The 14,865-nt window shown below is 68.3% G+C and carries 12 protein-coding genes; 4 read left to right on the forward strand and 8 right to left on the reverse strand.

The genetic code is table 11. From position 1 onward, the window contains the following. Nucleotides 1–42 precede the first annotated feature (42 nt). Nucleotides 43–462, forward strand: coding sequence for a DUF4870 domain-containing protein (locus AC1D1S_RS12500; protein WP_026537291.1), 420 nt, complete (start codon nt 43–45; stop codon nt 460–462). Nucleotides 463–588: 126 nt separating this feature from the next. Here AC1D1S_RS12500 and hemW read toward each other — a convergent pair whose 3' ends face one another. Continuing rightward, complete coding sequence (gene hemW, locus AC1D1S_RS12505; protein ID WP_476943604.1) at nt 589–1,827, reverse strand: radical SAM family heme chaperone HemW; 1,239 nt, start codon at nt 1,825–1,827, stop codon at nt 589–591. A 45-nt stretch (nt 1,828–1,872) separates the two neighbouring features. Further along, entirely contained in the window at nt 1,873–3,726 is a 1,854-nt protein-coding gene (gene lepA, locus AC1D1S_RS12510; RefSeq protein WP_026266375.1) for a translation elongation factor 4, read from the reverse strand. Between the two features lie 359 nt (nt 3,727–4,085). On the opposite strand from lepA, the gene AC1D1S_RS12515 reads away from it, so the two are divergent. Together AC1D1S_RS12515 and rpsT are read left to right on the forward strand one after the other, a co-directional pair. Further along, complete coding sequence (locus AC1D1S_RS12515; protein ID WP_476943605.1) at nt 4,086–4,691, forward strand: type II toxin-antitoxin system PemK/MazF family toxin; 606 nt, start codon at nt 4,086–4,088, stop codon at nt 4,689–4,691. A gap of 203 nt (nt 4,692–4,894) precedes the next feature. Then, on the forward strand, nt 4,895–5,155 hold the full coding sequence (gene rpsT / locus AC1D1S_RS12520) for a 30S ribosomal protein S20 (protein WP_018773112.1): 261 nt from the start codon (nt 4,895–4,897) through the stop codon (nt 5,153–5,155). Nucleotides 5,156–5,384: 229 nt separating this feature from the next. On the opposite strand, the gene holA is transcribed toward rpsT, so the two are convergent. From holA to AC1D1S_RS12535, 3 genes are read right to left on the reverse strand one after another with little or no spacing between them, the layout of a single operon-like run. After that, complete coding sequence (gene holA / locus AC1D1S_RS12525; RefSeq protein ID WP_476994594.1) at nt 5,385–6,401, reverse strand: DNA polymerase III subunit delta; 1,017 nt, start codon at nt 6,399–6,401, stop codon at nt 5,385–5,387. Then, a complete protein-coding gene (locus AC1D1S_RS12530) occupies nt 6,335–8,398 on the reverse strand; it encodes a ComEC/Rec2 family competence protein (RefSeq protein WP_476994595.1) in 2,064 nt (687 codons plus the stop codon). Before AC1D1S_RS12530 ends, holA begins: the two co-directional genes overlap by 67 nt. Nucleotide 8,399: 1 nt before the next feature. Further along, nucleotides 8,400–9,071, reverse strand: a complete 672-nt coding sequence (locus tag AC1D1S_RS12535) for a ComEA family DNA-binding protein (RefSeq protein WP_476943608.1) — start codon at nt 9,069–9,071, stop codon at nt 8,400–8,402. 872 nt (nt 9,072–9,943) lie between these two features. Between AC1D1S_RS12535 and AC1D1S_RS12540 the strand changes: the two genes are divergently transcribed. Beyond that, a complete protein-coding gene (locus tag AC1D1S_RS12540; RefSeq protein WP_476994596.1) occupies nt 9,944–10,546 on the forward strand; it encodes a hypothetical protein in 603 nt (200 codons plus the stop codon). On the opposite strand, the gene AC1D1S_RS12545 is transcribed toward AC1D1S_RS12540, so the two are convergent. The 3 genes from AC1D1S_RS12545 to leuS form a co-directional block, all read right to left on the reverse strand. Continuing rightward, complete coding sequence (locus AC1D1S_RS12545; RefSeq protein ID WP_243177393.1) at nt 10,530–10,715, reverse strand: hypothetical protein; 186 nt, start codon at nt 10,713–10,715, stop codon at nt 10,530–10,532. The two genes, AC1D1S_RS12540 and AC1D1S_RS12545, sit on opposite strands and share 17 nt — an antisense overlap. A gap of 113 nt (nt 10,716–10,828) precedes the next feature. Further along, nucleotides 10,829–11,905, reverse strand: a complete 1,077-nt coding sequence (locus AC1D1S_RS12550) for a DegV family protein (RefSeq protein WP_476994597.1) — start codon at nt 11,903–11,905, stop codon at nt 10,829–10,831. A gap of 148 nt (nt 11,906–12,053) precedes the next feature. Beyond that, a complete protein-coding gene (gene leuS / locus AC1D1S_RS12555) occupies nt 12,054–14,585 on the reverse strand; it encodes a leucine--tRNA ligase (protein WP_476994598.1) in 2,532 nt (843 codons plus the stop codon). Nucleotides 14,586–14,865 lie beyond the last annotated feature (280 nt).

The raw sequence follows: 14,865 nt of genomic DNA on the forward strand, positions 1-14,865 counted from the left end.
ACCCAGGCAGCAACGCATCACCGCAATCCGAAGGGCTACACCGTGGCAGATAACGCACGCGAACACACGGGCAATCAGGCTGGCCATGGCCAGCCCCCGTACCATGGCGTTCCGGCAAACGCGCTGCCGCTGACGGCCAGCGAGGACCGCCAGTGGGCCACGCTCGCGCACTTCGGCGGCATCCTGGGCTGCGTGCCGTCGCTGCTGATCTACCTCATCTTCAAGGACCGCGGCCCGTTCACGGCACAGGAATCCAAGGAAGCCCTCAATTTCACGCTGCCGCCGACGCTCGCCGCGGTGCTGGCCAATTTACTGGTCTTCATCCCGGTGGTGGGCAACCTCTTCGCCGTGCTCGCCACGGTGATCTGGATCGCCGTGACGTGCTTCTCGGTGGCGGCCGGCATCCACGTCAACCGCGGCCAGCCGCACCGTTACGAGTTCAACCTGCGCTGGATCAAATAGCCGGCCCGGACCCAAGCAAGAGAGCCGGCCGCCGCCCGTCAGGGGCAGCGGCCGGCTCTCTTTTGTGCGGCAGGGTGTTGTGGCCGCTGATGCGGCAGCCAACTAGTGGAGGCTTTGCCCGGCAGACTAGTCCGGCAGGATCCTGCGGACGACGGCGTCAGCCAGCAGCCGGCCCTTAAGCGTGAGAATGAGGCGGCCTTTGAAAGCCGCTGCGGGGTCCACGAGGCCGTCCGCGATCAGCCCTGCGACAGCGTGCCTGCCGGTGTCCCCCAGGCCGCCGAGGCTTGGGATGTCGAGTCCGGAATTGAGCCGGGCCTCGAGCATGACCCGTTCCACGTTGCGGGTCTCGGAGTCCAGCGTTTCGCGTCCGGCGGCGGGTGAAGCGCCGGCGCCGAGGCGGTTGGCGTAGGCGGTGGGGTGCTTGACGTTCCACCAGCGGACGCCGCCCACATGCGAGTGTGCCCCCGGCCCGATGCCCCACCAGTCGTCCCCGCGCCAGTAGGCGAGGTTGTGCCGGCAGGCCTGTTCGGGGGTGCGGGACCAGTTGCTGACCTCGTACCAGTTGAGCCCGGAGGCGGACATCAGTTCGTCGGCGAGTTCGTACTTGGCGGCGTGGTCGTCGTCGTCGATTTCCGGCACTTCGCCACGGCGGATCTGCGCGGCAAGCTTGGTGCCGTCTTCAACGATCAGGGCATAGGCGCTGATGTGGTCGGGGGCGTAGGACAGTGCGGTCTCGAGCGAGTAGCGCCAGTCCTCCAGCGACTCCCCCGGCGTCCCGTATATGAGGTCGAGGCTGACCGAGAGCCCGGCATTACGCGCCCACTGCACCACCTCGGGCACCCGGCTGGGCGTGTGGGTGCGGTCCAGGACCTTCAGGACGTGCGGCACGGCCGACTGCATGCCGAACGAAACGCGGGTGAACCCGGCGTCGGCCAGCAACTGCAGGGATGCGGGCGTGACGGAATCGGGGTTCGCCTCGGTGGTCACCTCGGCGCCGGGCTGCAGTCCCCAGGCGTCGATCGCGGCGGTGAGGATGCGCGCCAGGTCCTCCGCCGGCAGCAGCGTGGGCGTGCCGCCGCCGAAGAAGACCGTGCTGAGGGGACGGCCGGGCAGGCCGCTGCCCTTCAGGGCCGCGGCGGCGAACTCCACTTCCGCGATCGCTGTGGCGGCGTAGGCGTCCTGGGAGGCCCCGCCGCCCAGCTCGGTGGCGGTGTAGGTGTTGAAATCGCAGTACCCGCAGCGGACCGCGCAGAACGGGATGTGCACGTACAGCCCAAAAGCGCGCTGATCGGCGCCCTCGCCCGCCTGTGCGGGCAGCAGCCCGTCTGCCGGCGCCGGATCGCCGAGGGGAAGAACGCTAGGCACGGGCCCGGCCTGCCGATACTGCACCAACAGTCATTACCTGCACCGTTACTTCTTGGCCTTGTCCTTGGACTCGTCCGTTGTCAGCGCGGCGATGAAAGCCTCCTGCGGCACCTCGACGCGGCCCACCATCTTCATGCGCTTCTTGCCTTCCTTCTGCTTTTCCAGCAGCTTGCGCTTTCGGGTGATGTCACCGCCGTAGCACTTGGCAAGGACGTCCTTGCGGATGGCGCGGATGCTTTCGCGGGCGATGATCCTGGAGCCGATGGCGGCCTGGATGGGCACCTCAAACTGCTGGCGCGGGATGAGTTCACGCAGCTTGCCGGTCATCATCACGCCGTAGGCGTAGGCCTTGTCGCGGTGGGTGATGGCGGAGAACGCATCAACCTGTTCGCCCTGGAGCATGATGTCCACCTTGACCAGGTCGGCCACCTGCTCGCCGTCGGCCTTCCAGTCCAGTGACCCGTAGCCGCGGGTCTTGGATTTGAGGATGTCGAAGAAATCGAAGACGATTTCGGCCAGCGGCAGGCGGTAGCGGATTTCCACCCGGTCCTCGGAGAGGTAGTCCATGCCGCCCATGACGCCGCGGCGGCTCTGGCACAGCTCCATGATGGCGCCGACAAACTCGTTCGGCGCAAGGATGGTGGCGGACACCATCGGCTCACGGACCTCAGCGATCTTGCCGGTGGGGTATTCGCTGGGGTTGGTGACGTGGACGACCTTCTTGTCCTCCAGCGTGACCTCGTATTCCACGTTGGGCGCGGTGGAAATGAGGTCCAGGTTGTATTCGCGTTCGAGCCGCTCGCGGGTGATTTCCAGGTGCAGCAGGCCCAGGAATCCCACGCGGAAGCCGAAGCCCAGCGCGGCGGACGTTTCGGGCTCGTACACCAGTGCGGCGTCGTTGAGCATCAGCTTCTCCAGCGCATCGCGGAGCACCGGATAGTCCGTGCCGTCGAGCGGATACAGGCCGGAGAAGACCATCGGCTTGGCGTCCGCGTAGCCGGGGAGGGACTCCGTGGCGGGCTTGGCCAGGTTGGTGACGGTGTCGCCCACCTTGGACAGGCGGACGTCCTTCACACCGGTGATGAGGTAGCCGACCTCGCCGACGCCAAGGCCCTTGGAGGGGGTGGGTTCCGGGGAGCTCACACCAATCTCAAGGAGCTCGTGCGTGGCACGGGTGGACATCATCTGGATGCGTTCACGCGGGTGCAGCATGCCGTCGACGACGCGGACGTAGGTGACCACACCGCGGTAGGTATCGTAGACCGAGTCGAAGATCATGGCCCGGGCGGGGGCGTTCGGGTCGCCCACCGGTGCCGGCAGGTCGCGGACGATCTTGTCCAGCAGGACCTCGACGCCCATGCCGGTCTTGCCGGAGACGCGGAGCACGTCGTCGGGGTCGCCGCCGATCAGGTTGGCGAGTTCCGCCGCGTATTTCTCGGGCTGGGCTGCCGGGAGGTCGATCTTGTTCAGGACCGGGATGATGGTGAGGTTGTTTTCCATCGCCAGGTAGAGGTTGGCGAGGGTCTGGGCCTCGATGCCCTGGGCCGCGTCCACCAGCAGGATCGCGCCTTCGCAGGCCGCGAGCGAGCGGGAGACCTCGTACGTGAAGTCGACGTGCCCGGGGGTGTCGATCATGTTCAGCGCGTAGCTGGTGCCGTCGAGTTCCCAGGGCATGCGGACGGCCTGGGATTTGATGGTGATGCCGCGTTCGCGCTCAATGTCCATGCGGTCCAGGTACTGGGCCTTCATGTCACGGGACTGGACAACACCGGTGAACTGGAGCATCCGGTCGGCCAGTGTGGATTTGCCGTGGTCAATGTGCGCAATGATGCAGAAGTTCCGGATGATGGCCGGATCTGTTGCGGCGGGCACCGGGGCGGTGCGGGCCATGGGAGACACGCAGGGTCCTTACTGTTGGCATTACTGTTGGCTTTTCCACGGCTCGGTGCGGATGCTCGTATGCCATCCTGCGACGTGGCGCATTTCTGTCCCTATAGTCTCCCACGTCCGGGCCAGTGGCAGTGCATCCCTGCGTTGCGTTGCGCGCTGCCCTGGGTCCGGTGGACTCTCGGCGGGATTCCGCCCGCCGATCTGGCCTCGATTCGGCTGCGGTTGGCCCCCCGGATCTGGCTGCGTGCTGCGCCGTTCCTGGGACCGCCCCCGCCTCGCCGCCGGCCGACTGTCGGCCACCCTCTGCCCCACGTCTCCCCCCGTTTCCCTGCCCCTTTCCCCGCGGGGGTTGCCGGTATGGTTTCCCCATGGCTTGGAACTTACGATCGATCAGCGTTGCGGTCCGCGATGCCCTGCGCTTCCTGGATAAACTTGGCGGCTCTGCACCGGGAACCACCCGTGAGCCGGCAGCAAAACCTGCCCGAAAGCCTGCGGCGAAGCGGCGGCCGGGCCAGGCGCGTCCCGGTACCCCGGCCCGCTCCACAGGCGGCACCCCGGCCGCCGGACTGACCGGGACATATCCCGGCGACTTCCGGGGGCGGGCCGCCGTCCGCTATGCCCCCGCACCCAACGGCCTGCCCGAGCCCGGCGAAATCGTCTGGACCTGGGTGCCCTACGAAGAGGACTACTCCCAGGGCAAGGACCGTCCGGTGCTGTTGGTGGGCGCCAGCGGCAGGTATTTGTTGGGCCTGATGCTGACGAGCAAGGACCACGACGGCGACTCCCGCCGGTCGGATGACTACGTGGACATCGGCACGGGACCCTGGGACCGTCAGTGGCGGCCCAGCGAAGCGAAGCTGGACCGGGTTCTGCAGATCAACGCGAAGGACATCCGGCGCGAAGGAGCGATCCTGGACGCAGGCCGCTTTAACCTCATCGCGGCCGCGCTGCGGCAGCGGCACGGCTGGAGCTGACCCGGCGGACACCGTGCGCGGCGGCGGATTGCCACCCGCACTCGTGCCTGCACGTTGATCTCTGCTATTATTTACAGCTGTGTGTCCGTGCAGGTCGACGGCCACAGATGGTTGGTCGCCATAGGTATCCCCACGCCGCTCAGTCAATGGCCAATCTGAAAGCCCTCTAGACCATTTTCCGCATTGAAAAAGAGAGTTCACACGTGGCTAATATCAAGTCCCAGAAGAAGCGCATCCTGACCAACGAAAAGGCTCGCCTGCGCAACAACGCAGTCAAGTCTGAGCTGAAGACGGCCATCCGCGCCGTCAACACCGCCGTTGAGTCCACCGACAAGGATGCTGCGGCTGTTGCACTGCTTTCTGCCAGCCGCAAGCTGGACAAGGCCGTCAGCAAGGGCGTTCTCCACAAGAACAACGCTGCAAACCGCAAGTCGGCCATCTCCAAGAAGGTCAACGCGCTCTAAGGTTTCCAGTTCACTTGAACTGATGATTGTGGCCGGCACCCCATGGGTGCCGGCCACATCCAGTTAAACCGGTTCCGCAATGGGCCGACTCCGGACCCGTTCTGGTACGACTCCGGTACGCCGCAGGCTGCCCGCAGCCGGGTCCGCGCCGGCAGGGCCGACACGCCGCACCTGGTCCGGCCGGACCCGCAGGGCCGACACGCCGGGCCCCTGGGTTCGAACGCGGGTGTCAGGAACTCCTGGCCGAGGTGGCAATCACCGTTACCGCATGTTCCACGGCATAGACAGGATCCCGGGAGAGGCCCTTGACCTGGGCGTCGGCCTCGGCGGTGACCTGGATGGAGCGGACCAGCCCCTCGGGCGTCCAGCGCCGGACTTCCCGCTGGGCCTGTTGGACGAGCCAAGGCTGCATACCTAGTTGCTTGGCGATCTGCGCGGACGACCCCTGCGCGCCGGCCACCTTGGCCAGGGAGCGCAACTTCGACGCCAGGGCAGCCACGATCGGCACCGGGTCCGCGCCGGTGGCCAGGGCGTGGCGAAGTGTGGAGAGGGCCAGCGGGCCGTTGCCGGCCATCGCGGCGTCGGCGACCTTGAAACCTGTTGCCTCGACCCGGCCGCCGTAGTACTTGTCCACCATGGCCGCGTCCACGCCGGTGGTGGCGTCAGCGATCAGCTGGCTGCAGGCGGCGGCGAGTTCCGCGAGCTGCGCGCCAACGGCATTAACGAGGGCGTGCACGGCGTCGGGGTCGATACGACGGGAGGCCGCCCGGAACTCGGCCGTGACGAAGGCGATCTTCTCGGCGTCTTTCTTGAGCGGCTGGCAGTCAACAACGGGCCAGCCCGCGGCCTTGATGGCGTCCAGCAGCTTCTTGCCGCGGACTCCCCCGCCGTGGCGGAGCACCAGGAAGGCCTCCGGTTCCGGCTGGACCACATACTTCAGGGCATCGGCGAGGAAGGCATCGTTCATCGCCTCGAGCCCGTCAACCTCGATGAGCTTTTGTTCGCCGAACAGCGAAGGGCTGACGTTCATGGCCAGGGACCCGGCCGTGTAGCTGCCGGCATTGAGCCGCGTAATTTCGACGTCGGGCGCCACCGCGCGGACCTGCGCGCGGATACGGTCCATGGCCCGGGCACCTATGTAGTCTTCCGGACCGCCCACCAGGACGACGGCAGCAGGTGTCACGTCACGCCAGGTGGCGGTGTTCGACGCCGAGGTCCTGGGCCGTTGGGTCTGGGCAGCAGCCACTCGTGATTCCTCCCGGAAGTTGGTTTGCGGACTCTAAGCGTCCCACGCCCGGACCGGTGCTCCAAGCCGCGGCCGACGGGCCGCCGGGCGCCTGACCGTGTCGCCGCGTGCGACCGTCCATCGAGGACGGCGACTACCCGCGAGTGTGCCGCGAGGACGCCACGGGCGACCGCGGCAGAGTGCAGGCCGAGCCACGCCGCCGCCAGCACAGCCGCGGAAAAGATTCCCATGGTGGCTGCACCGAAGACTCCTTCCGGCCATGGCAAGGCGGCGCCCGGGAGTGCCGCGAACAGCCGGGCGACCCCCGCCACCGCGCCTGCGAAGACAGCAGCTGCGGCCATGAGGAGGCCCGCGGCGGCCGGGAGAGCGGGCAGGAGCACCACGGCGGCCGTGCCGAGGAGCGTAACTGGCGCCACGAGCGCTGCAGCGGCCACATTCGCGGGCAGCGTGTAGGCGCCGAACTGCGGCTGCAACAACACGATCGCCGGGGCGCAAAAGAGCTGGGCGGACAGGGGTACKGCGACACCGGCTGCCGCCCAGCGCGGCACCGAAGGTGGCAGCCAGTCCATGATGCGGCGTCCGGCGACCACGATTCCCAGCGTGGCCAGGACCGAGAGCAGGAATCCGAAGCTGGCAGCCAGGACCGGCTGCGCCAGCAGCAGGCCGATGACGGCAACACAGAGCAGGCTGAGTCCGCGCCCCGCCCGGCCAAGAGCTACGGAAGCGAGGCCGATGCTGCCCATGAGGGCGGCCCGCAGCACACTCGGATCCGGTCCCACCATGAGGACGAACAGCGCCAGCCCCGCGAGACTGGCCGCGGCGGCTGCCGCGCGCGGAAGGCGGAGCGTGCGGGCGGCGAGCAGCAGCGTCCCGAGGATCAGGCTGCAGTTGGCCCCGCTGACGGCGGTCAGGTGCGTCATCCCGACGGTCTTCATGGCGGCTTCCAGCTCGGGGTCCAGGGCGCTGGTGTCGCCGGTGACCATGCCGGGCAGCAGGCCGCCGGCGTCGCCCCCGAACCGTGCCGCCGCGGCGGTGAAGGCGAGGCGAAGCTCCCCGGGGCCCTGCTGCCAGGGCCCTGGTCCCCGCAACAGGGTTGGGGCCGACGTCGCTGACAGGAGTCCTGCCTCCGGCTCCCCTGGCGCGGAGGGACGGAGTTTGCCCGTGGCGCGCAGGAGCTGGCCCGGAACGGCGTCTCCCCACGTGGCCCCGCCCATGACGACGAACCGCGCGTCCCCGGCGACCCTGTGGCCGCCGAAGGTCATCGCCGTCAGGATCACGGGAACTGCCCAGCGGTCCGGCAGGCCACCGGCACCGGGAATCCTGAGCCGCCGCGGGGCGCCTGCAATCTCCAGTTCCGCGACGACGGCCGCGCGGGCGGCCACAGCTTCAGCGATGGCGCCGTCGTGCCGCCGGGAGGCCTCGACGGCGGCGTGCGAGCCTGCCGCGAGGGACAGCAACAGCGCCACGGCCACCGTGGCGCGAATGCTGCGCGGAACCGTCTGCCCGGCACTGCGGCCGCGCCCGGCGCCACACCGCCCACTCCTGGTGCCCCGCTCCCTCGACGGGCGGAGCCCAGAACGGCCGAGGATGACGCGACCGGCCACGACGAGCATGCCTCCGGCCGCCGCCAGCGCCGTGCAGAGACCGGCCAGCCCTGCAGGGGACAGCCAGTTTCCGGCAACGACGGTCCCCCAGACAAGGAGTGCCGGGAGCACCAGGCGAAGGTCCGTCCGCCRTGTCCGCTCGATCGGGCGCTGACGCGCGGCGGTGTCGCGCGCGGGTTTGCCGGATCCGCGGATCCGGCCGGAGGCCACCGGGTCCCCGTGCTCGGCACGCGGCGGAGAATCGACGGCCGCATCGACGTAGCGCTGCCAGCGGCTCTGCGGGACCGCCACAGAACCCAGCGGGCCGGTCCGGCCCACGCCACGCCGTGCAGTGCCAGGCTGTGCAGCGCCGGGCTGTGCAGTGCAGGGCTTTTCGATCTCAGGATTTGCCACGTCAGATACCCACCAACGGGAGCAGGGCCTCAAGCAACTTCGGACCGATCCCGTCGACGGCGTCGAGCTCCTGCACTGACTTGAACCGCCCGTGCTGCTGGCGCCAATCCACGATCCGCTGCGCCAGCACCGGCCCGACGCGCGGGAGGGTCCCGAGTTCCTCGAGGCCGGCGGTGTTGAGGTTGACCTTCCCGCTCCCGCCGACTGGCCCCGTGCCGCCCGTACCGGAACCGGGCGCAGGTGAGCCGTCCGTGGGCGCATCGGCCTGACCGGGTTCGCCGCGAATGGGCACCAGGACCTTCTGCCCATCCTCCAGCACGGCGGCCAGGTTGAGCCGGTCCGGATCCCCGAGAACCGTGGGTCCGCCCGCCGCTGCAATTGCCTCATGCAGCCGGCTTCCCGCCGGCAGTTGAACCACCCCCGGGGTGGCCACGGCACCGGCAACGTGGACCTCGATGCTTTCCGGCTCCGCGGTGGCATCATCTCCCGGCGGGGCGGTTGACCCGCCATCCGCCGGATCGGGTGCTTCCTCGGCGGCGGGGGCGGAGTCGCTCAGAGCCACCACCTGCGCGCCGCCGGTCCCGGCCTGCCACCAGAAGCAGCCGCCCAGGACCACGGCAAGGACGCCCAGCAGGGCAGCAGCCTTAACCCCTGTCCTGGCCCGAAATCGCAAAGCCAGCGCCTGTCTCCCTGCCCGGCGGTACCCGCGGCTTTCATCAGCATGGTGTGAAGTGCCGCCACCTACGCGCCGTCCAGCAGCGGGTACCGCATCAGCTGCCCGGACCGGGACAGGGCTGCCTGGCGCCGGAACCTGCAACTCCAGCAGCCCCGTTGAGTCGCCTGGTCCCCGGCCCGGATCCGCGGCATCTTCCGCACCCCGGGCAGCCCAGCGCGTCGCTGCCAGGCGTTCACGGGCAACCCTGACGCCTGTGGCGGATTCAGTTCCCGGGTTGCGGCGCGGCATGGAACGACTCTAGGCAGTCCTCACCCCCCGCTGATACCGGGGACCGGGCGTATGTGGAAATACCTGCGTAATACGCGTAGATCCGCGGCATCAGGCAAGTATTCCCTACGCTGGTGCCCGCCCGGACCCGGTGGTAACGTCTGCATCCAATCGAGAAGACTTTGCCGGCTGGGGGCAACCCTGATCGCCTGGATGTAAATATCAGGCGTCGAAAGCTGGTGTGCAATGAAGTGGTTGTTTGGGCCCGCGGCGGTGCTGGCGCTCGGCGGCACCATGCTGCCAGCCCCGCCGGTCGTGGCAGACACAACGCAAGCCACCTCAACCCAGGTGGTCCAGTTTTCTCTGGAAAGCAGTTTCTGCCCCCAGTACGGTCTGTACGGCATAGCGCATGTTTCGGTCGACGGCACGGCAGGAATGACTGCCGACCAGAATTTCATCTGGACCACCCAAACAGCCGCCACCTCGATCCACGCAGTTCCGCCGCAGGGCGCCGTCGCCAATGTCACGATTGTCTACCACTGCAACGTCCAGGTGCTCTGGTGGCTGGAGCCCGGAAGTGCCCGCAGGGTGCAGGCCGCCCTGTGGGTCAACGGCTCAGGCCAGCAGCCCAGCTACACTATCGGGCCGAATCAGCCAGACCCCGGGCCAACGCCGCCGCCAACGGCTCCGCCTCCAACGGCCCCGCCGGCCTCCCTAACGCCAACCACCCCACCAACGTCAGCGTCGCCACCCGCGCCCACGACGCCACCCGTCATACCGACCACCGTGCCAACGTCCGCGCCAGTCACCGTGCCGACGGTCCCGGAAACGCCGGCCGCGCCATCGTCCGAGCCGTCCGCGCCAGTCACCGTGCCGACGGTCCCGGAAACGCCCGCCCCGCCAACGTCCGAGCCGGCCGCCCCACCGACGGTCCCGGAAACGCCCGCCCCGCCGACGCCCGCCCCGCCGACGTCCGAGCCGTCCGTCCCGCCGACGGTCCCGGAAACGCCCGCCCCGCCAACGTCCGTGCCGTCCGTCCCGCCAACGACCGCCCCACCAACCACCGTGCCAGCGACAACGCCAGAGACAGCGCCAACGGAACCAGCCACTCCCGCGCTTACAGCATCGCCGACGCCCGGACGGACAACGCCCGTGCCTACCCCCTGAAACGCAGCTGCAGTCGGGGGTTCACTTCTGGTAGGTGATGTATGCCTCGTACTGAACCCGCCATTTGTCCGCGGCCTTGGGATCCGGGACCGTGGTGGTGAGGAATTGAACGCTGGTCACTTGGCCTTTGAGGTATTTCAGCCACTTGGTCACCTCTTCGGCAACGTCGCGATCGAGCTGGGCTACGTGGTGCACCTGCATTGCCATGGCGGCCTCCGGGTTCGCTGGTTCTCTGGGTTCGGTGGAGTGACTTTACCGCCGCCGCCCGTTCACGGCCAGAGTCCAGCGCCCGCGCAGATAGAGCACATGGACCCGCCGCGCTAGTCGCCGGCTTCCGTCGCTTCGGCCGCCGCCCTGCCAGGGCGCGCTTCCCCGCCGTCCGGGCTGGCGACGTCCCCGGCGAAGGCATCGGGTTTCGCTGCTGCGGGTGTGCTGCCCTCCCCCACGATCACGGCGAGCACACCGAGCCCGGCGTGGGCCGCCAGGACTGCCGGGAGAGCGCTGATCTGGGCCGRCGGACATGCCGGCAATGCCACGGCCAGGCGCCGGGAAAGGTCCTCAGCCTCGGCCTGGTTGCCAAAGTGGTGCACAGCCAGCCGCGCCTGACCGGCAGGGCGGCCGGAGGCGTCCGCGGCCACGATTTCTTCCAGGCGTGCGATGGCCTTCGCCGCTGACCGGACTTTTTCCAGCGGGATGATCCGGCCGTCTTCCACCGCCAGGATGGGTTTGATGGAGAACATGGTCCCCCAGAGCGAGGCCGCCGCCCCGATCCGGCCGCCCCGGCGCAACTGTTCCAGGGTCGGGACATAGAAGTACACTTTGGTGCGGTCCAGCCGGTCCTGCGCGAAGGCCAAGACGTCGGCCGCGCTCCTGCCGTCGGCGGCCGCGACCACCGCGCCCTGCACGCCCATCCCCTGGGCCATTCCGACCGTCCGGGAGTCGAGGACCTCTACGGGTATGCCGACCCGTTGGGCTGCCAGGCGGGCGGCGTCGGCTGTCCCGGACAGCCCCGCGGAGATGTGAATGGAGACCACGGACTGGAAGCCACGCTCGCTGGCCTCCCGGTAGGCGTGTTCAAACTGCCCCGGTGACGGACGCGAAGTCTTGACGGGTTTGCCGCTGGCCAGGGCAACGGCGATGGTCTCCGCAATGTCGTCCTCACCCTCGCCGTAGATTTCGGCGCCGACCATCACGGGCATTGGGACCACGGTGAGCCGGCCGTCGGCAGCGAAAGCCCGGACCCAGTCCGCGGGCAGCGCGGCGGCAGAGTCCGTGACCACCGCAACCTGCACGACGGCGGCGGGAGCCGCTTCGGGGATGCTGTCCCGGGAACCCTGCCGCAGGCGAACAAGCCGCTCGCGCAGCCATGGCCAGCCTGACGGCTCGCGGTGTGGCACGGAGGACCTCCTGCTGTGGGGACGCGTGGACTTACTTCTCCGGCGGGGGCACTTGTGCCCGTCCCATTGTCTGCACCGGTTGTCTGCACTGGTTGTCTGCWCTGGCCGCCGGGATCAGCCGGCGGCCAGTGCAGGCTGGTTCGTCCGGCTAGGCCGGGACGATGTTGACCAGTTTAGGCGCCCGCACGATCACCGTGCGAAGGCCACGGCCGTCGAGGGCGCGCTGGACATTTTCCGATGCCAGCGCCAGTTCGCGCAGGTCCTCCTCGGAGATGTCCGGGGAAACCTCCAGCCGGTCCCGCACCTTGCCCTGCACCTGGACGACGGCAGTGACCGTGTCCTCCACGAGCAGTGCGTCGTCGTGCGTGGGCCAGCCTGCGTTGGCGACCGATGCAGGGTGCCCCAGGACGTTCCACAGATCCTCGGCGGTATACGGCGCAAACAGGCTCAGGATGACGGCTACGGCCTCCACGGCCTCGCGGACTGCTGGGTCCGCACCGCCGGCACCGCTGGCCGCATCTATGGTCTTGCGGGTGGCGTTGACCAGTTCCATCAGCTTCGCCACAACCACGTTGAACTTGTTGTTGTCCAACAGGGCCTGCGCATCGGCGATCGTGCGGTGGGTGACGGTGCGCAGCGCACGGTCTCCGGTGGCGGCATCGACGCCGGGTGCGCTTGTGACGTCCTGGCCGAGGCGCCAGGCCCGGGCCAGGAACTTCGCGGAGCCCGACGGCGATACGTCCGCCCAGTCGACGTCGTCCTCCGGCGGGGAGGCGAAGATCATGGTCAGGCGGACGGCGTCCACGCCGAACTTGTCCAACTGCTCGCCGAGGTCGACGCCGTTGCCCAGGGACTTGCTCATGGCCTTGCCGCCGTTGAGCACCTGCCCCTGGTTCAGCAGTGCGCTGAACGGCTCGTCCGCCTCAATCATGCCGAGGTCGTGGATGACCTTGGTGAAGAACCGCGCATAGAGCAGGTGCAGGATGGCGTGCTCCACGCCGCCCACGTACTGACCAACCGGCATCCAGTCGTTGATCTTCTCCGGATCGAACGGACCGCCGGTGTACTGCGGAGAGACGAAGCGCAGGAAGTACCAGGAGGAATCCACGAAGGTGTCCATCGTGTCCGTGTCCCGCTTGGCCGGGCCCTGGCAATTGGGGCACTCGACATTGACCCAGCTTTCGACCGCGGCTAGCGGTGACGTGCCCTTCGGTGACAGGTCCTCGCCGCGCAGGTCCGCCGGCAGGGTCACGGGCAGCTGATCGTCCGGACCCGGGACCTCCCCGCAGGCCGGGCAGTGGATGATGGGGATCGGTGTGCCCCAGAACCGCTGCCGGCTGAGCAGCCAGTCACGCAGCCGGAAGTTCACGAACTTCTCGCCCGTGCCCAACTCGCCCAGGATTTCGATGGCCGCCGGGATGGCCTCGGCCTTCGGCAGCCCGTCGAGGCCGCCGGAGTTGATCAGGGTCCCCTCGCCGGTGGTGGCGATGCCCGTGGCAGCGGGGTCTTCCTCGCCCGTGTCCAGGACTGCCCGGACGGGCAGGTCAAAGGTCTTGGCGAAGTCGAGGTCGCGCTGGTCATGGGCCGGGACGGCCATGATAGCGCCCGTGCCATAGTCGGCCAGGACATAGTCGGCGGCCCAGACGGGCAGCTTTTCGCCGTTAAGCGGGTTGGTCGCGTAGCGCCCGGTGAAGACGCCGGTCTTTTCGCGCTCGGTGGACTGGCGCTCGATTTCGGAAAGCGCTTTGACCTGCTCCCGGTAGGCGTCCAGGGCAGCGGCGTGCTCGTCGGTGACCAGTTCGACGGCGAGCGGCGCGTCGGCGGCGACGACGAAGAACGTGGCGCCGTAGAGGGTGTCCGGGCGCGTCGTGAAGACGGTGACGTCCTTGGCGGCTTTGCCGCCGTCGGCTTCGATCACGAAGTTGACGTGGGCGCCYTCGGAACGGCCGATCCAGTTCTTCTGCATCGCGAGGACGCGTTCGGGCCAGTGCCCGCGCAGTTCGTCCATGTCATCGAGCAGCCGGTCGGCGTAGTCGGTGATCTTGAAGTACCACTGGTTCAGGGACTTCTTGGTCACGGGAGTGCCGCACCGCTCGCAGGCGCCGTTGACCACCTGTTCGTTGGCCAGCACGGTCTGGTCCTTGGGGCACCAGTTGACCGGCGAATTCTTGCGGTAGGCCAGTCCACGCTCGTAGAACCGCGTGAACAGCCACTGGGTCCAGCGGTAGTACTCCGGGTCCGAGGTGTGCAGCCGGCGGGACCAGTCCGCGGAGATTGCGTAGCGCTTGAACGACGCCGCCTGGGTGTCGATGTTGGCGTACGTCCACTCACTGGGGTGCGCGTTGCGTTTGATCGCCGCGTTTTCCGCGGGCAGACCGAAGGAGTCCCAGCCGATCGGGTGCAGCACGTCGTAGCCCTGCTGGCGCAGGTAGCGCGCCACAACGTCGCCCATCGCGAACGCCTCGGCATGGCCCATGTGAAGGTCACCGGACGGATACGGGAACATGTCCAGCACGTAGCGGCGTTCCTTTGAGCCGTCGTCGAGCGGCGTGAAGACCTTCAGGTCTTCCMAGACCTGCGGCCACTTGGCTTCCATTGCCGCGAAGCTGTAGGTACCTTCCTCAGGCCCCTCCGCCGCGGCTGCTGGCGATCCGGTCTGTGTTTCCGGCTGAACGCTCACTGCTGGCCTCTTCTGTTCTGTGCGGCCTGTTACCCAGGCCTGTCTACCTTCAGGCCTGCCTGCCGCCAGGCCTGTTCACCATCAAGTCTGCACTGTCACCGCCGGCTGCCCGGCCCTGACTCCATACTGTCCGTACGTGGTACTCCTGCTGTTACTTCGTGCGTTGCGGACCGGAATGTACCCCGGACACACAAAAGCCCCTCGACATGGAGGGGCCGCCGCTCGGCAATCCGGGGACTCTTCGGAATCGAGGTCTCGCCGGGATGCCGGGCGGCTAGCT

Source organism: Arthrobacter sp. P1_A5 (genome assembly GCF_056406825.1).